Annotated in this window: 14 protein-coding genes; 10 read left to right on the forward strand and 4 right to left on the reverse strand. The window is 44.9% G+C overall.

Annotated elements, in window-relative coordinates; all coding sequences use genetic code 11:
- Window positions 1-73: 73 nt before the first annotated feature.
- Together trxA and ACYVGO_RS32020 are read right to left on the reverse strand one after the other, a co-directional pair.
- Window positions 74-418, reverse strand: a complete 345-nt coding sequence (gene trxA, locus ACYVGO_RS32015; protein WP_142774434.1) for a thioredoxin — start codon at window positions 416-418, stop codon at window positions 74-76.
- A 95-nt stretch (window positions 419-513) separates the two neighbouring features.
- Window positions 514-2,028, reverse strand: coding sequence for a PKD domain-containing protein (locus tag ACYVGO_RS32020; RefSeq protein ID WP_460972797.1), 1,515 nt, complete (start codon window positions 2,026-2,028; stop codon window positions 514-516).
- A gap of 589 nt (window positions 2,029-2,617) precedes the next feature.
- Here ACYVGO_RS32020 and ACYVGO_RS32025 point away from each other — a divergent pair.
- The 6 genes from ACYVGO_RS32025 to ACYVGO_RS32050 all read left to right on the forward strand — a co-directional run bounded on the left by ACYVGO_RS32025 (window position 2,618) and on the right by ACYVGO_RS32050 (window position 11,232).
- Complete coding sequence (locus ACYVGO_RS32025; protein ID WP_460972798.1) at window positions 2,618-3,730, forward strand: sensor histidine kinase; 1,113 nt, start codon at window positions 2,618-2,620, stop codon at window positions 3,728-3,730.
- Complete coding sequence (locus tag ACYVGO_RS32030; protein WP_460972799.1) at window positions 3,727-4,497, forward strand: LytR/AlgR family response regulator transcription factor; 771 nt, start codon at window positions 3,727-3,729, stop codon at window positions 4,495-4,497. Before ACYVGO_RS32025 ends, ACYVGO_RS32030 begins: the two co-directional genes overlap by 4 nt.
- Window positions 4,498-4,848: 351 nt before the next feature.
- Window positions 4,849-5,100, forward strand: a complete 252-nt coding sequence (locus ACYVGO_RS32035) for a hypothetical protein (RefSeq protein ID WP_460972800.1) — start codon at window positions 4,849-4,851, stop codon at window positions 5,098-5,100.
- A gap of 566 nt (window positions 5,101-5,666) precedes the next feature.
- Window positions 5,667-8,957: a SusC/RagA family TonB-linked outer membrane protein gene (locus ACYVGO_RS32040; protein ID WP_460972801.1), complete on the forward strand. Its 3,291-nt coding sequence runs from the start codon at window positions 5,667-5,669 to the stop codon at window positions 8,955-8,957.
- A gap of 86 nt (window positions 8,958-9,043) precedes the next feature.
- A complete protein-coding gene (locus ACYVGO_RS32045; protein ID WP_460972802.1) occupies window positions 9,044-10,792 on the forward strand; it encodes a RagB/SusD family nutrient uptake outer membrane protein in 1,749 nt (582 codons plus the stop codon).
- A 233-nt stretch (window positions 10,793-11,025) separates the two neighbouring features.
- Window positions 11,026-11,232, forward strand: a complete 207-nt coding sequence (locus ACYVGO_RS32050; protein WP_460972803.1) for a hypothetical protein — start codon at window positions 11,026-11,028, stop codon at window positions 11,230-11,232.
- Window positions 11,233-11,545: 313 nt separating this feature from the next.
- On the opposite strand, the gene ACYVGO_RS32055 is transcribed toward ACYVGO_RS32050, so the two are convergent.
- On the reverse strand, window positions 11,546-11,764 hold the full coding sequence (locus tag ACYVGO_RS32055) for a transposase (RefSeq protein ID WP_460972804.1): 219 nt from the start codon (window positions 11,762-11,764) through the stop codon (window positions 11,546-11,548).
- Window positions 11,765-12,237: 473 nt separating this feature from the next.
- Here ACYVGO_RS32055 and ACYVGO_RS32060 point away from each other — a divergent pair, with 473 nt between their 5' ends.
- From ACYVGO_RS32060 to ACYVGO_RS32070, 3 genes are all read left to right on the forward strand, one after another.
- Window positions 12,238-12,375 carry a hypothetical protein gene (locus tag ACYVGO_RS32060; RefSeq protein ID WP_460972805.1) on the forward strand — a complete coding sequence of 46 codons (138 nt, stop codon included), beginning with the start codon at window positions 12,238-12,240 and terminating at the stop codon, window positions 12,373-12,375.
- Window positions 12,376-12,999: 624 nt separating this feature from the next.
- On the forward strand, window positions 13,000-13,425 hold the full coding sequence (locus ACYVGO_RS32065; protein ID WP_460972806.1) for a response regulator: 426 nt from the start codon (window positions 13,000-13,002) through the stop codon (window positions 13,423-13,425).
- Between the two features lie 408 nt (window positions 13,426-13,833).
- Window positions 13,834-14,757: a DUF808 domain-containing protein gene (locus ACYVGO_RS32070; RefSeq protein WP_460972807.1), complete on the forward strand. Its 924-nt coding sequence runs from the start codon at window positions 13,834-13,836 to the stop codon at window positions 14,755-14,757.
- A 136-nt stretch (window positions 14,758-14,893) separates the two neighbouring features.
- Here the strand turns inward: ACYVGO_RS32070 and ACYVGO_RS32075 are convergent, their stop codons facing one another.
- Complete coding sequence (locus tag ACYVGO_RS32075; protein ID WP_460972809.1) at window positions 14,894-15,112, reverse strand: alkaline phosphatase family protein; 219 nt, start codon at window positions 15,110-15,112, stop codon at window positions 14,894-14,896.
- 162 nt (window positions 15,113-15,274) lie between these two features.
- Here ACYVGO_RS32075 and ACYVGO_RS32080 point away from each other — a divergent pair, with 162 nt between their 5' ends.
- A complete protein-coding gene (locus ACYVGO_RS32080; RefSeq protein ID WP_460972810.1) occupies window positions 15,275-17,002 on the forward strand; it encodes a GMC oxidoreductase in 1,728 nt (575 codons plus the stop codon).
- The last annotated feature ends 350 nt before the right edge of the window (window positions 17,003-17,352 follow it).

Raw genomic sequence — 17,352 nt, forward strand, 5'->3', positions numbered from 1 at the left:
AGGGAGGAGGGGGAGTAAAGGGATGCTGTATATTTCCCTTTACTCCCCCTCCTCCCTTTTCTACTTCTAAAAATTAGATCGTAGCGGGCTCCATTGCGGCTACCAGCTTTTGCTCTAATACGCCTTTCGACGTAGCACCAATCACTTTATCGACTAGCTGACCATTTTTGAACACCATCAGCGTAGGAATGCTGCGGATACCAAATTTAGCGGGCGTTTGTGAGTTCTGGTCAACGTCCATTTTAGCGATAATGGCTTTACCTTCGTATTCGCCAGCAAGTTGCTCGACGATTGGGCCGACCATCCGACAGGGGCCACACCATTCTGCCCAGAAATCTACTAAAACGGGTTTGTCAGAATTTATAAGTTCGTTGAAATTTGCGTCGGTTGCTTCTACGGCATTTGATCCTGCTGCCATGATTGAAATGAGTTTATTAAGTTGAACTTGTTTCATGGACATAAACCGTTTTCAGAGCGATTAGTTCCGACTTTTATACTACCTCTCTCATCGGTTTACTTTTCAATCAGCACGTTTGTTTGCGCGTTTGATTCAAATGTATTGGCCGTCATCACGTCAGCATTGACCGATGAGCCGTAGCTGACAAAGAGCCCGTAACCACCACTACCACTGATGCGCGTATTTTTGATGGCCATTGTAGCACCTGTTCCGTAAATAGCGATGTTCGTCTTTTTGCCCGACACAATGGCAACACTTCCGGCATTGCTGATAATCGCGTTTTCGAGGATATTCTGAGCACTAGTTGAGTAACAGATAATTCCTCGCCAGAAGGCAGCGGTGCGCTCAGCTCCTGTAATGGTGATTTTAGCTGTAGCCGTTCCTCTGGCGCTCATATAGCCGCCTGTATTAACCCGAATTACGGCATCGCGAGCCATTTCGAGGGTAAGCCCAGGGTTCAGCCACCAGCCCGTGGTTACAGTTAATTCGCCATTGATACGGTAGGGAGTTTTATCCGTAAATGGGGTCCACTCTACTTCATCAGCCCCTTTTACACTGGAAGCCATTACCTCTACAACATTCCGCCCGTTTCCGCTTGTAAAAATAGATGCTGCATCTAACTGAGGCACATTGTCAGCACTGAGCATCAGGCCTGACTCCGTGTTGTTCGCAAATGTATTCTGAGCAAATTCGCGAATAATCCCGCCATCCTGTATGTATAAACCGTACCCCGTCGTTTCGGCAAACAGGCTGTTTTTTACGGCAATCTGCGCCTTCGTTCCAGAAACATACATACCTGCTTTTATAAGGGAATAAAGCGGGCGGCTACCGGCATGAAGTACCTCTACATACTCAAATACGTTTGCGTTGCTGCCTGAATAGAGCATCAGGCCAGTCCAGAACCCTTTCGTTTTTTCAACGCCCACGAATCGAATCTTCTGGCTTGCCGTACCCTTCGCGATAATCAGTCCACCGTTGTCGTTGATGTCCATTCGGGTATCGCGTTCAAAAGCGATCACGACGCCTGGATTGATGGTTAGTTCAGATTGAACACTAACTGATTTGGCCACGATATAGTCGGGCAGATCGGGATTGGCAATTCGGTCGGTCAGTACGGTTTTAACGGTTATGTTCTGGTTGATAGTGACGGGCTGCGCTACCGAAGCGGCAATTACCACGTTGTCGGTACTCTTACCATTTTCATTCGAAACGGTCAGTTGTAGTTCATACTCACCAACTTCATCGGGTGTGAACGTTGGCTTGACAGCGGTAGCATTAACCAGGGTAATCGTGCTTTTAGCTGGCTTGCGAACCAAAGCCCATTGGATTGTAAAGGGTTTACCCTGGCTATCCTGAGAGGCACCACCATCCAGGGTAACGACCTGACCAACCTGGACCTGTTGATCGGCCCCGGCATTGGCCGTTAAGGTACCTGTTGGATTCACTTCAGTTTCTTTTTTACAGCTGGTCATCAAAAGAGCCATCAAAGCAAGGAGTACGAATAGCCCTTTTTTCAAAGCGAAGCCTGATTGACTAGAAGGGTTCGGGTAAGAGAGTAAGATAGTTTTCATAAAAAGAGGAATCCGTTGTAGCGGACTGTTTTTAGATAGATGTTGTTTAACCGTTCAAAAGTAGGCGTCGCCTTTGCCGAACCCCGGCACAAATGCCTTGAAACGGAAAAAACCCCTTGTGAACTGTCACGGGGGGAGAATCAATTGAGCAGAAGAATTGATTGTAAACTGAGTTAATTCAGAACACGGCGTCCTGAGCGGAAAAAGGGCTATCTATCTTTATGAGCAAGTATGGCCAACAGTTACGCATGAATCCATATATTTGAGGGCTTCCCAGGATGGCCAGGCTTAACCTAGAAGCTTGCCTGTACAGTTGCGCGGTTATAACTGTCAGCGTAATAGGCTAGTAAACCAAGCGTAGTGAAGTAGCATTCACTACCATCAGTAGGATCTTAAGCTATCTCCAATCCTATATACCCTTGGAGGACCACCATACACTAGTATAAGCGTAAAGAAAAACGATTGATCTACCAATCGTTTATGTACTTATTCCCGTTAGCGATTTAGTAGTTACTCCCGTTTCAGCATAGTGTGATACCAGACTGCTACTCAATTCCAGAAAGAAGATACTGATTTAGCTTCCTCAATAATGAAAACCAAGACAGAGAGCCAGCTGACCTATCAGCAAAAGTGGCAGCTCGCTACTACTATTTTTGCTATTTACTGGCCTATCCGACTGTACGTTCATATTGATAACCTCTCGCTTGCCCTGGTTCAGCATGTGTGGCCCTTCTGGATCATGGAGATTATCGTTACGATTCTGTTCTTTGGGCTTTGGCTTGTGGTAACGGATTGGATTCAGGAGCGATTCTTTAGCCAAATGAATAAAGAGTTTCTAATTGAGTTCGACCTACCCGCTCAACTGGTCACGCTGGTATTGGCTGGTGCATTAGCCATCTTATTCAATATGGCTTTTCATCGATTGTGGGTAACAATGGCTGGGGTGGAGCGCTTCCAGTTTTCACAACCCGTTCGTGTCCAATCCCTTTCTATTAGGCCTGAGGAGCGTAACAGACGTCGAAAAATTGATAATGGGCTGACGGTAATGGCCATGTTGTCGGCTTTTTATCTGGCGGCTAACCGACGAGGCTATAAACGGTTGGAAGACATACGCGTCAAGGCCGAGCAGCTTAAACAGGAAGCTACGCAGGCTCAGTTTATGGCGCTCAAAAATCAGGTTAACCCACATTTCCTCTTCAATAGCCTGAGTATCCTATCTTCATTGATTGAACCTAACCCTAAACTTTCTATTCAATTTGTTGGGCAACTCGCCAAAGCCTTTCGTTACATATTGGAACAACGCGACACGAATTACATTAAAATTCAGGATGAGTTAACATTTACGAATGCTTATACGTTTCTACTTCATATTCGGTTTGGCGAAAAGCTGAAGATTGTCACCGATGTGTCTACGAAAGTGGCCAATAGATACAGCATTGCTCCACTAACCTTACAGTTGTTAATTGAGAATGTGGTAAAACACAATCAGATGTCAAGCGAAGCGCCATTGCAGGTGAGGATACAAACTGAAGGCGATTATCTGCTGGTTACGAACCCGATACGACTTCGGCCCCAGAAAGAGGTTTCGACAGGGGTGGGATTAAAAAATATTACAGATCGTTACAGATTACTTACGAAACGTCCTGTTTGGTTTGGTTACCAAGATGGTGTGTTTATGGTTAAAATTCCATTGCTCTTATGAATGTGCTAATCATTGAGGACGAATCATGGACTGCTCAACGACTGGTAACTTTACTGCGTGAATATGACCCTACTATTCGAGTGTTGGCCCAGTTACCATCGGTGGCTAAAACGATCAACTGGTTCAAATCCTCACCGCCGATTCAGCCGGATTTGATTTTTCTGGATATTTTTCTGGAAGATGATCTGGGGTTTAGTCTGATTGAACAGATGAACCTAACAATCCCAATCATTTTCACTACAGCTCATGAAAACCATGCATTACAGGCCTTTAAAGCAAATAGTATTGATTATTTGCTCAAGCCCATTGACCTTGATGAGCTGACAACGGCGTTGAATAAATTCAAACTGGTTCGTCAACTTCCTGCGGAATCGCCACCAATACAACAGGTTTCGGATCAATTCATTCGGCAATGGACACCACCTGCCTACCGCGACCGCTTTATGATCAGCATTGGACCCAAACTGCGTAGCATTCGAACCGACGCAATAGCCTATTTCTTTTTTGAAAACAAGGCAACTTATCTGGTGCCCCTGGTAGGTTCACCAATGTCGATTGATTATAGTCTGGATAAGCTGGGGCAATTAGTAGATCCGGGTCAATTTTTTCGCGTGAATCGCTCATTTTTGGTGGCCATTTCTGCTATTCAGTCAGTACATACTTATTCAGGTAGTAAGCTCAAGGTTGAGCTGCATCCAATAGCCCGTCAGGACGTATTTGTCAGCGTTGAACGAGTTACTGAATTTAAAGATTGGCTTGGTCGATAAATTAATTATTTTTTAACGACTCCGGGAAAATACGTTTCTATAAGTTGCAACGGAGCTATCTTTTTTTGATTACCTTAATTATTTATATAGGATTAATAAAATTATAGAGCTTCGATACAAATCTAATTCCACTCGTGGAGTATCGGCTTCAACCTTCTAAATCCCGAATTCAACCCTAAAAAACTGTCATCAGTCATTTTTTTTTTTCGTCTTCGATAAATGGTTGATAAGATTTGTAACGCTTATCAGCTGATTTGTCTGGAGAACAGATAAAAAGTAAAAAAGACTGTTGATGGATTACATATAGCATCTGTCATCAGTATTACTCAACGATGTAGAATTACAGGCGCTATGAATTACTATTTTTATGCTTATTTCCGCAATCCAAAAGTAACGCTTCATGTAGGAAGCTGCCGGTTCTGTAACAACGGTAAGGGTATGCAACCCAGTAAACTTGGTTATCTGACTGGCCGTTGGCGAGGTGGATATTCAAGTTTTGAGATGGCTCTGGAAGCTGCTCAGGGAATGGGGCAGGGCTTAGGTGTTGAACCCGTGTATTGCCAGCGCTGCATGCCGGTGGAAAAAGAGTCGATTCAGGCATAGCAATTTGCTCCTGTTACTCTTCCAAATTAAGTAAGTATTTTTCGTAAAAAATCACTAAGTAAATAATAGGGACATTATCCCTAAAGAGACTCCTTTTGTGCAATAAATTATTGCCAAAATAATGTATTAAAATTACTTATTCATAAACCCCGTTTTTTACTGTAAGATAGTACTTATTTTGTAGTACGCACTGAGTAATTTACCTAAGTATTAACACGTAGTTACTACTTAAGAATCTTAGTTTTTCAATAAAATAGCCTGTTAAAATCAATATTTCCTCTAAAGAAATAATTGATTTTAACAGGCTATTTTATTGAAAAAATAGGACAAAAGTATTTTTGTTGATTAAAATTTAATTTATCAGAAAAAAGATAATTTATATAACCTAATTTATAGGTTAACTATCTAGTAATCAGTATATATTATATATTGTTTTTTAACTATTCTAATGATTGCCTTTTTTGGTAAAAAATATTCATTAGCACTATTTTTATATCTTTTTGAAATATAATTTATGTGATATAATATTGAGCCGTTTAACTCAATATAAAACCAACCTAATCTTCATGAAAGCACCGCTCTACAGGTTTCTGCAGACCGCTTTTCTGGGCGCAGTTCTACTGCTTTGTGGCTTAACTGCCATGGCCCAAGACCGTCGTTTGACGGGTAAAATTACGAGTGCCGAAGGTGCCGTACCTGGTGCCAATGTCGTACTGAAAGGTACTCAAACCGGTACCAGCTCCGATGCAAACGGTAGTTTCTCGCTGAGTATCCGGGGAGAGAACCCAGTACTGGTTATATCTGCCATTGGCTTTAAAACGCAGGAGGTTTCGATCGGCAATCAATCTACAATTGATATACGGCTCCAGGATGATGCTACAGCCTTAAGCGAAGTCGTTGTAACCGGGTATTCGACCGAAAATCGCCGGGATGTGACCGGGGCCGTTTCTACGGTGAAGCCAGCCCAGTTAAAAGTAGTCCCTTCTACCAACGTAGAACAGCAGTTGCAGGGGCGAGTTGCCGGGGTAACTGTTATTACAAATGGCCAACCTGGAACAACCAGTCAGGTTCGGGTACGGGGTTTTGGGTCGTTTGGTGGTAACCAGCCTTTATACGTAGTCGATGGCGTGCCTACACAATCGATTCAATACATCGCTCCAGATGACATTGAAACCACGACTGTTCTGAAAGATGCGGCATCGGCGTCGGTTTATGGAGCGCGGGCGGCTTCTGGTGTCATCGTCATAACGACCAAGAAAGGCCAACGCCGTGCTCAAAAATTGAGTATTAGTTACGACGGTTTGTATGGCGTAACAGATCCAGGCCACGGCCAGAAAATTCTAAACCCGCAGGAGCAGGCTGACTGGACTTGGCAGGCACGTAAGAATGATCTTTATCAGGCCGGCATTGCCGTTGGCCCAGATAGCTTTACAGGCATTGCCAATGGTCAATATGGTTCAGGACAAACTCCTGTTTTGCCAGACTACCTGTTGGTCGGTAGTCAAACTGGCTTAGCGGCATCACAGGTAGATTTAACGGCCGAAGCCGCAAAGTATAACGTTAATCCAGCCAATGGTGCTATTTATAACGTTATTGCCGCCAATAAACAAGGTACTGATTGGTACAAAGCCATTACCCGTGTTGCTCCGCTGATGCGCCACACACTGGGCTTTTCGGGTGGTACTGAATCAAGTCGATTCTACCTCAGTTTAGGCATGCAAAAACAGGCTGGTATCATTACTTACAATGATTTCTCGCGCTACACATTGCGTGTCAACACGGAGTTTGATATCACGAAAAAACTGCGATTCGGTGAGAATATTCAATTAGCCTATGTATCAACCACTGGTCTTCAGGGAAGTACAGGTAGCGCACTCGGTAATGGCACCAATAATAACTCCAGTGTAGCTGCCGATGAGAACGACATTCTTCTGGCGTTTCGGCAGGCACCCATTATCCCAGTATACAATGTATTCGGTGGCTATGCAGGTACAGCGGCATCTGGTTTCAATAATGCCCGGAATCCAGTAGCTAACCGTATTGGGGCAAAAGATAATCTCAACTATAACCTTATTGCGTTTGGTAATGCCTACTTAGAGTATGATGTTATTCCAGCGTTAACACTTCGTAGCAGTCTTGGCGGAACCTATTTCAGCAACTACAATAATTCGTATAACCGGGCGCAGTATGAAAACTCGGAGAACAATACGAACTATGTTTATAACGAAGGGTCAAACGTTGGTTTAGCGTGGACATTTACCAACACGGCTCAGTACAAACAAAAGTTTGGCCTTCATGATATTAGTGTTTTAGCAGGTATTGAAGCACTTAATACCGGTAGCGGTCGTGGTATCAGTGGGTCGGGTCAGAATCCATTTACAACCGATCCTGATTATGTCACAATTGGCACAACAACACCAGGTGCTACGCGTAGTGTAAACAGCTATTATGGCAAAGGCAATAATTTCTATTCCTTGTTTGGCCAGGCTCGGTACATCTATAACGACAAATATATTTTAACCGGTGTTGTTCGTCGCGATGGCTCATCGCAGTTTGGTGCCGAAAATCGGTATGGTGTATTTCCCGCTGTTTCAGCAGCATGGCGTCTTTCTGGAGAAGAGTTTATGAAAAACCTGCCCTGGGTATCAGACCTGAAACTTCGGGGTGGTTATGGGCTAATGGGAAATTCGAACTACTTAACGGCCACCAATCAGTTTACCCTTTATGCATCTGGCGCTGCTAACAGCTATGACATTACGGGTGCCAATACATCGGTACAGTCAGGTTACTTCCGCGGCCAACTTGGTAACCCAACTGCCAAATGGGAAACTAGTATCACATCGAACATCGGTATTGATGGGGCCTTCTTTAATAATAAAGTAGAAGTGGTACTTGATTTCTGGCAGAAAGACACCAAGGATCTGCTTTATCCGCTGGCGCTACCAGGCGTGGTTGGTGATCGTGCCAGCCCACCCTATATTAACGTAGCCAGTATGCGTAACAAGGGAATTGACCTGTTAATCACGACACGTGGCAACATTGTTAGTGACTTGGGGTATGAAGTTACCGCTGTGGGAAGTATACTGGATAACAAAATCACGGCCATTGCTCCATCCGTACCGTATTTCCAGGCAAATGGCCAGCGGTTAAGTACGCCTGTTATTCGTAACCAACCTGGTCATGATCTGTCGTCTTTTTATGGCTATCAAGTGTTAGGCTTGTTTAACACGAAAGAAGAAGTGGCAGCCGCTCCAGCACAACCAGGAGCCGCCCCAGGCCGATTCCGCTTCCAGGATCTGAATGGCGATAATAAGATCGATGATAACGATCGAACCTTTCTGGGCAGCCCAATTCCCAAATTTACAGGTAGTTTAACCTTAACCCTGAAGTACAAGGGCTTTGATTTGAATACCCAGTTGTATGCGTCGTTAGGCAATAAAATCTTTAATAACTCGAAATGGTACACTGACTTCTACCCCTCTTTCCCTGGAGCGGCTGTCAGCGCCCGTGTGAAAGACTCCTGGTTACCAACACACACGGATACTTCTGTCCCCATTTTCGAAAACACGTCGAATTTTAGCACGAACACACAATCCAATTCCTACTATGTAGAAAATGGCTCTTATGGACGGATGCAATACCTGACGTTGGGGTACACCTTCCCTGCTAAGCTTCTCGACAAAGCGAATCTAAGCCGGTTACGGTTGTCTCTGTCGGCTACCAATTTATTCACAATCACAAAATACAGTGGCTTAGACCCAGCCGTTGGTGGATCAGCTGACCAGAATTTTGGTATCGATATTGGTAACTATCCAGTTACTCGTGGGTATAACGTTGGCTTGAGCTTCGGCTTCTAACTGATGGCGAATTAGTATCGAGTTTGTGCTGACATGAACTCGATACGTCAAACATTAACTATCTAATTTTTCAGGTAAATCATATTATGAAAAATACCATTATAAAAGGTGCATTGGTAACGGCGATGATTTCGCTGGTTACATTCGCCTGTAAGGATAAATTCCTGGATGTACCGGCTACCGGCCAATTGGCCCTTAACCAAATAACGAGTAAGGCTGGGTTTGAAGGCTTGCTGCTGGCTTCCTATGCTCAGTTAAATGGACGGGGCTACTCGAGAGCTACTAGCTCGTTCAACTGGGTACGTGGTAGTATTTCGGGGGGAGACGCTAACAAAGGGTCTAACTCGGGAGATGGTGGCGGTAACACAAACTTCAATACCTTCCAGCGTTTTGAGATTCTCCCAAGTAACGGGGATGTCAATGACAAATGGAGAGGTATGTACGAAGGTATTAGCCGGGCTAATGCTGTATTACGTGCGCTTCCTGCCGCCAGTAGCGACGTTTCTGCCGCCGATAAACAACGATTAAGTGCTGAAGCACGCTTTTTACGGGCTCATTATTATTTTGAGTTAAAGCGCTCGTTTAATATGGTGCCTTATGTAGATGAAACAGTCGATTACGGCTCCGGTATTGAGTTGGTTAAAAACGACACTGATATCTGGCCAAAGATTGAAGCTGATTTCAAATTTGCGCAAGATAATCTGCCCGAAACCCAGTCATCGGCTGGTCGGGCGAATAAATGGGCTGCTGCAACTTATTTAGCCAAGACGTATTTATACCAGAAGAAGTATACAGAAGCTAAAACCCTATTCGATCTGGTTATTGCCAATGGAACTACTACAAATGGTAAAAAGTACGCACTTGTAGCCAACTATACGGATGTTTTCAATGCAACGAAGGATAATAACGAAGAATCTATTTTTGCTATCCAGGCTGCGGTTAACACGGGTGATGTAGCAAATTCAGCACAAGAACTGGATTTGAACTTTCCGTATAATACTGGTTCAAATGGACCTGCTGGTTGCTGCGGATTCTTCGCCCCAAGTTTTGAATTAGCAAACTCATTCCGCGTTAGTGCTACTGGACTTCCTTTATTGGATGGCTCTTATAATACAGGTGCCAACCAATTGAAAAATGACCAGGGCATTGCCTCAAGCGCTCCGTTTACGCCTGATGCTGGTCCCGTTGATCCACGTCTGGATTGGTCGATAGGCCGCCGGGGTATTCCCTACCTTGATTGGCAGGTGCACCCAGGTCTTGACTGGATTCGTGACCAGAGTTATGCAGGTCCGTTTTCGCCTAAGAAGTTCGTATATTATCGGTCTCAGGATAAAACACTGACCGATGGTAGTTCCTGGACCGATGGTTACTCTGCTATCAATTATAACATCATTCGGTTTGCCGATGTCTTATTAATGGCGGCTGAAGCTGAAATTGAGGTTGGTAGTCTGGAAACGGCTCGCACGTATATAAATCAAGTTAGAACTCGGGCCGCTAACGCATCATTCTGGGTTAAAGGCACGAACGGAAGTAATGCCGCTAACTACGTAATCAGCAATTACACAACTGCATTTGCAGACAAAGCCGCTGCTCGGACCGCTGTTCAATTTGAGCGCAAATTAGAGCTATCAGGTGAGGGACATCGCTTTTATGATCTTGTTCGTTGGGGCGTGGCTTCCACTGTATTAAATGCTTATTTGGCCTATGAAAGCCAAAAGCTAACGCTAGGGTATGGAGGAGCTAAATTTACAACTGGGAAAGACGAATACCTTCCAATTCCTCAAGTTCAAATGGACCTTCAGCAGGGTATATTTAAGCAAAACCCTGGATACTAACTAAATAGTTTTTCAAGTCAATATAAAAAAGCCCGTTCTAGATCTAGAACGGGCTTTTTTATAAGTAGATATTCTTCTTTACTCAGTCTTTTTTTTACGTGGCGCTGGCTGGTAAGTGGAGAACTACTCAAGTTACTGTTGGACAACTTGAGCCTCCATAACCAACTTGGACTTGCAACACAATACTGGACAAATGTTTAAGCAACTTTTTTATAGCCATTTGCCAAGCTGGAATGATCGTCTCAGACGCCTTCATCGACTTGCTTAACGCCCAACCTCTCCGGCGGCCCGGCGATTACTTTCCGATCATACAAATCCATGACGATGGTCAGATAGAGCCAGCCTTCACCAGTGGCAATGTACTTGAGATCATAAACCCATGCCTGCCCGGTTTTATAGGATTGAACTGGCGGTTTAAATGGTTTTCGGCCACAGGGTAAGCTGTGCTTGGAATCACTGGGCCGCCGGAGAGGTCGCCCCTGGAGAAGATGCCGACTGCCTTTTTTCTGTACAGTTTATCAAAAAATTATTGATAATGAGTGCTTTGGGGATAGCTTCTCTAGTTCCTCTTTGGTTAGTTGAAGAGCATGTAATTTCTTGTAGAGGTACTTTAAGTTAATAACTTTCTGCTTTTCATTGCTTAATTCTACTTAGTTCTTTTAATAGGGTTGAGTTTTGACAATCATAGTCCAAATGATAAGCGCTAACTTTTTAGCAGTAGCTATAATGGCGGACAGTCGACCTTTTTAAAAGCTATGCGCTTAAAAAAGGCGTCAACTCGTGATCTTTCTGATGGCCGATTGAATTGGCCGCATGACGTAGTGCTATAGCAATGTAATTCTTCCCCGAAGGCGTTCGATTACTAATTATCTTACCTCCGCTAACTTTATTTTTAGGGACAAGACTTTGCCTGCAGGCAAAACTTTTTGCAGTCGGAAATATGTGTATATCATGACCTAGGTTGGTCAACAAACATAAACAGCATTGTGACTAATGCCCGATACAGCAAACAACTCAGTTCGAAAATATTGGTAGGCCAGGTAGGATAGATTAAAGCCAGGCATATGCTTACCCGCTCTTTTTCGATTAGTTTTAGTTGCTTATTCTCCTCCATGGAGACCTCGACTTGAGGGGCATACTTAACTAAAAACGTTTCGATGACTTGATCACACTCTTTAACTCTAGCTTCGTAGAGTCGGTAAAAATCCAGTGAAGCCCGTAGTTCGAAGAGCAATTCTTCCTGTCACCAGCCTTTTTAACATCCGACGGCTCCACTGCCATTTTTTTAAACTCTTCCGGGGTCGCCCGTGCGGTCGTATTGTCTCCTGGTTTTCAGGGTTCACTAAGTTAGATCATGCTTAACTTAATGTCCTAATGTCCACTCAAATGTAGCAGGACCATTTTATTTGCTTGGTGGCCTGCCTGCTTTTACCTCTCCCAATAATGTGATCAAGGAAACGAAGCGAGATCAAGCCGGTAAACTACTAAGTGAGATTGAATACAGTTACGATTACCGGGCTGATGGGTATCCCATTCGTAAACGATCAGGGACAACGGTGGTCGATTTTGTGTACGCAAACTGACAAGAAAAGCTCTGCTCTAGCTTAAAGCTATCAAGACGGAGTCACTACCTGATTGCCTCCTTAACGGTCAACCCGATCAGGGACGTAGTGTCTTTTTGGCCAACTGGATTACCCCAGGCAGGGCCATTTTATGTAAACGCTACTCCCCAAATTAATTTGGCTAAGTCAGGAGGAACAATACGCCGGTAGTAGTTGTGGCTTGATCAAATTGATTGATAGACGGCTACCTATGTGTCCACACTGTGAGCAAACCACTGATTTCAGGTTAAGGTGACCAGCATGGTAAGGGAGGCAATGGGACAACTGGGTCATAAGCTAAGCCTAAGTTGGGAGTTTATAACTACAAATTTGGGTAAGAAAATCACCACTTTTTATCAATACGGGTGCATATGTTGTTGGTTAAGTCAATGATTATCAAGTGGTTGAATTTCTGTCATTTAGTTGGCATGATTTGAGATATCTACAAGTTGGACGGGTTTTTATCTTCAGTTGTTCGCTGCCATTGAGCAGCTCTACCATAGATCGATATCGTTTCACTCAACGTTAGAAAAAAACTGAAAAACTTGGAAAGCTCGGTATGGAACCGAGCTTTCATTTTACCCTTACTACGTATCTTAGGTAACCATGAACGAGCACCCCATCATCTTTATTGACGCCGATGACGATGATCATGATATGTTTAAACAGGCCTTATCGGAATTGGCCCTTCCGCATCCTGTCATCGTTTTTTCCAATGGCCAAACTGCCCTGGACTACCTGAAGACGACACCGGAGATTCCCTTTTTGATTATTTCCGAAATTAGTATGCCGGGGATGAGCGGCCTGGAACTTCGGCAACAAATCGATCAGGACCCGGGGCTGCGCAAAAAATGTATTCCGTTCGTGTTTATGACCCATCCCGTCGAAGAACAACTGGTGGAAGAAGCCTATGAATTAACCATTCAGGGATTATTTGAAAAGAAGTCCTCCTACGCTGACTGGAAAGCTCAGTTAGGGTCCATTATTGCCTACTGGACAGAGTGCCATCATCCCAAACGCCTGAGCCGGTAACGAGCACCTGTATTACACAGAAATAGCTTGACAAATTGTTCACTTAAATGAGTTGACAAGTAAACTATTATTGCAGTTATTCAGGTGCCTCTGTCCTTTATTTTGTAAGTCAGTAATCATTCACGAAAAGGTTCTACTTAAGGCGGCTAGTTTACAATTGCAAGGAAACAGACCTGAATTATCTGCTTGTTCACAACTTTCACCCAGTAAGTCAGTTAAACTATCTCAAAGACTGCTATAAAGGGTAGACACAGCAATTTTCATGTAAATAATCGCACCGCTCCAGCAATCGGAGGGCAAACCGATCTTGCTCTAACGGCACCATCTAAGGGGCGAGACCCTGAAAAATGTAGGTTTTTATAAATGTACCCTCTCCCGTAGTTGTTAGCAGTAGACAACTTTTTGACGATGCCTTCAGGACTCTTTGCTTTATTAGATGATATCTCGGCCTTGGTAAAAGCAAGTGCCGCCAGTTTAGATGATGTGCCTGCTCAAGTAGCTAAAACGACCGGAAAAGTGTCGGGCATTGTCATTGATGATACGGCCGTTACGCCCAAGTATGTGGTAGGGCTCGATCCATCCCGGGAGCTGGCTATTATTTACCAGATTGCCAAAAAATCGCTGATCAATAAACTCCTGATATTAAGTCCGGCAGCCTTGTTGCTTGGCTACTTTGCTCCTTGGGCTATTACGCCTATTTTAATGGTAGGTGGTGCTTATTTATGTTATGAAGGCTACGAAAAGGTTCATTCTCTATTTAGCCACCACGAAAAGGACACTGAACGAGAACTGGTAGAAAAGATTACCCCTGAGGAATTAGAGAAGGAACGAGTTGGTAGTGCAGTTCGCACGGATATTATATTGTCGGCCGAAATTATGGCCATTGCTTATAGCCAAGTAACCGACCAGGCGATCCTAAACCAGATTATAGTAATGCTGGCGGTGGCTGTTTTTATTACGGTGGCCGTCTATGGGTTTGTTGGCTTGCTCGTTAAAGCCGATGATATGGGGCTACACTTGGCTGGTAATAAATATCCTCCTGCTACTCAAAAAATAGGTCGAGGTATTGTAAAATTTATGCCTCATTTCTTGAGTTGGCTGGGTTATGTCGGTACGGCAGCCATGCTTTGGGTAGGGGCCGAAATCATTGCACATGGCATACCGTTTACCGCTCATGTACTGCACGATTTAGAACAGGGCTTGTCTCCAATGCCGGTAGTAGCCTGGTTTGCCAAGGCCCTGGCTTGTGGAGCTGCCGGACTTGTAATAGGGTTTATCATTGAGAAACTTGTGATTGTGGTGAAGAGATTCTTTTTCTCGGCCAAGAAGTAGCGTAAATAGCTCATCCCGTTTTTCGTCTTACGTACCTATTTTTTCATCTTTAAACAGTGGACCAACAAACCTTCTTAGTTTGTCGCTACTCCGACTCCTTGCTACCACTACTAGAGATTTTAGTCTATGGGGGTATCTATCTGCCAAAGCGAGGGGACCGCAATCGTAGCCGTCCGTAACGATGACGGGGGACGTAGATACGACCGACCATGTGAAAAAAGAAACCCAAAGATGACATGACCAAAGCTCTGTTCACTGTAGTACCACTTGGCATGGAGCTAAACCAGTCATCAGAGATGGCATAGTTTTTTGCAAGGCCGTTGAGTACAGGAATCTGCTCTGGAGAGTAGGCCAATCGTCTGATTCCGCCCGTGTGCTACGTTCAAATTTTCCTTGCTTTTCCAGATAGGTATAATCGACTTTATTAAGCCTTTTTTGTGGAGTCGGCTTGAAGAGCCGGCCTTCACTGACTACTCATTCGACGGATTGAAACCGGCAATCCCTACCCCTTACCCTTATGAACTTAAATGTAAAAGCACAGGCGACTAATACATTCGATGCCATTGTCGTGGGGTCGGGCGTTAGTGGTGGCTGGGCGGCTAAAGAACTCACCCAAAAAGGTCTCCGCGTGCTGATGCTCGAACGGGGCCGTGACCTTCAGCACGTAACGGGTTACACGACCGCTTTGAAAGATCCCTGGGAGTTTGCTCATCGGGGACGTAACCTTTTGCCTACGGACAAACAGGAACCTGATTTTCGTATCCGCCCATACAACGAACAAAACGGCGATTTTTCATTCGACGATCGGAACGCGCCTTACAAGGAAATTCACCCGTTTGCCTGGTATCGCCCTGACATTCTGGGCGGTAAATCAATTATGTGGGGGCGGCAGAGCTACCGGTTCAGCGAGATGGATTTTGAATCCAACGCCCGTGATGGCTTCGGCACAGACTGGCCGATACGCTATAAAGACCTGGCTCCCTGGTACAGTTACGTGGAGCGTTTTGCGGGAATTTCGGGCAATAAAGAAGGGCTTTCGCAGTTACCCGACGGTGAATTTTTACCGCCTATGGAGTTGAATTGTGTGGAGCAACATGTTCGCGAGCGATTGAAATCCAAGATGAACCGCGTACTCACCATAGGCCGAACGGCAAATCTGTCGAAGGCTAACCCGGTGCATACATCCGTGGGGAGAGCCCCGTGTCAATACCGAAATAAATGCGCCCAGGGCTGTCCGTACGGCGGCTATTTCAGTACGTTATCCGCTACGTTGCCAGCCGCCCGCCAAACCAACCGACTCACCGTCCGGCCCGATAGTATTGTCTCGGAGGTTTTGTACGATGAGAAGAGCCAACGAGCCCTGGGCGTTCGGGTGATTGATGCCAGGACGCATCAAACGACGGAGTATTACGCCCGGATTATCTTCCTGAATGCGTCGGCGATGGCCACGAATTTTATTTTGCTCAATTCCGTGTCCAGTCGTTTCCCAAACGGATTTGGCAACGATAGCGGTACATTGGGCAAATACATCATGGATCACCATTTTCAGGCGGGAGCTAATGCACAGGCCGATGGGCTGGGATTCGACGACAAGTATTACTATGGTCGCCGGGCTAATGGCATTTACATTCCCCGTTATCGAAATATCGGCACCGATAAGCGGGAGTATCTGCGTGGCTTTGGTTATCAGGGTGGTGCATCCCGGTCGGGCTGGCAACGGCTTATTGCTGAAGCGGCCGGGGGCGCGTCCAACTTTGGTGCCGATTTAAAGGAACAAGCCACTCAGCCCGGTCCATGGAACATGGGCATTATGGGGTTCGCGGAGTGTTTGCCCTACGAAGATAACCAGGTTACCCTCAACCGGGATCGACTCGACAAATGGGGATTACCGACGTTGAATTTCGACGTACGGTTTCGCGAAAACGAGCATCTCATGCAGCAGGATATGATGAACGATGCCGCCGAAATGCTTGAAGCCGCCGGTTTGAAGAACATCAGTACGTATAACAATCACTCGATACCGGGCGGGGCCGTTCACGAAACGGGTGGCGCGCGCATGGGGCGCGATCCGAAAACCTCGATGCTCAACGCCAATAACCAACTCTGGGCAGCCAGAAACGTATTCCTTACAGATGGTGCTTCTTTTGCGTCGGTTGCCTGTCAGAACCCTTCGCTCACGTTTATGGCCCTTACGGCCCGAGCTGCTGATTTTGCCGTTAGTGAGCTAAAAAGAAAGAACTTATAAGCACGTATGAGATTTTGTAAAGTATCACTTGGGATAACATTCATTTTATTTATTTCAACGCTGCTCGCCTGCCAAAAAAATGTGGACCCTAAAACTCCTGAACAGATACTAACTGGTAATCCCTGGAAGATAGATGAATTGCGTTATCTACAGAATAACATAGCATACTATTATAAAAGAGGAGTGTCTGCCTCTAGCTTGTCCGATGAATACATAGAATTCTATAGTGACAATACAGGGAAGTACCGTGACCATAATGCTATTACTGTGGCATTGACCTGGAATTTTATTAACTGATGTTACGCATATAGAGCAAGTAGTGTAGAGGCTTGTTTGTAGTCCTGCCACTG

This window comes from Spirosoma migulaei, assembly GCF_054776855.1.

Excerpts from the sequence above, each read along its gene's own strand:
- trxA (WP_142774434.1), bottom strand. The coding sequence starts at position 418 with ATGGCAGCAGGATCAAATGCCGTAGAAGCAACCGACGCAAATTTCAAC.
- ACYVGO_RS32020 (WP_460972797.1), bottom strand. The coding sequence starts at position 2,028 with ATGAAAACTATCTTACTCTCTTACCCGAACCCTTCTAGTCAATCAGGC.
- ACYVGO_RS32025 (WP_460972798.1), top strand. The coding sequence starts at position 2,618 with ATGAAAACCAAGACAGAGAGCCAGCTGACCTATCAGCAAAAGTGGCAG.
- ACYVGO_RS32030 (WP_460972799.1), top strand. The coding sequence starts at position 3,727 with ATGAATGTGCTAATCATTGAGGACGAATCATGGACTGCTCAACGACTG.
- ACYVGO_RS32035 (WP_460972800.1), top strand. The coding sequence starts at position 4,849 with ATGAATTACTATTTTTATGCTTATTTCCGCAATCCAAAAGTAACGCTT.
- ACYVGO_RS32040 (WP_460972801.1), top strand. The coding sequence starts at position 5,667 with ATGAAAGCACCGCTCTACAGGTTTCTGCAGACCGCTTTTCTGGGCGCA.
- ACYVGO_RS32045 (WP_460972802.1), top strand. The coding sequence starts at position 9,044 with ATGAAAAATACCATTATAAAAGGTGCATTGGTAACGGCGATGATTTCG.
- ACYVGO_RS32050 (WP_460972803.1), top strand. The coding sequence starts at position 11,026 with ATGATCGTCTCAGACGCCTTCATCGACTTGCTTAACGCCCAACCTCTC.
- ACYVGO_RS32065 (WP_460972806.1), top strand. The coding sequence starts at position 13,000 with ATGAACGAGCACCCCATCATCTTTATTGACGCCGATGACGATGATCAT.
- ACYVGO_RS32070 (WP_460972807.1), top strand. The coding sequence starts at position 13,834 with ATGCCTTCAGGACTCTTTGCTTTATTAGATGATATCTCGGCCTTGGTA.
- ACYVGO_RS32080 (WP_460972810.1), top strand. The coding sequence starts at position 15,275 with ATGAACTTAAATGTAAAAGCACAGGCGACTAATACATTCGATGCCATT.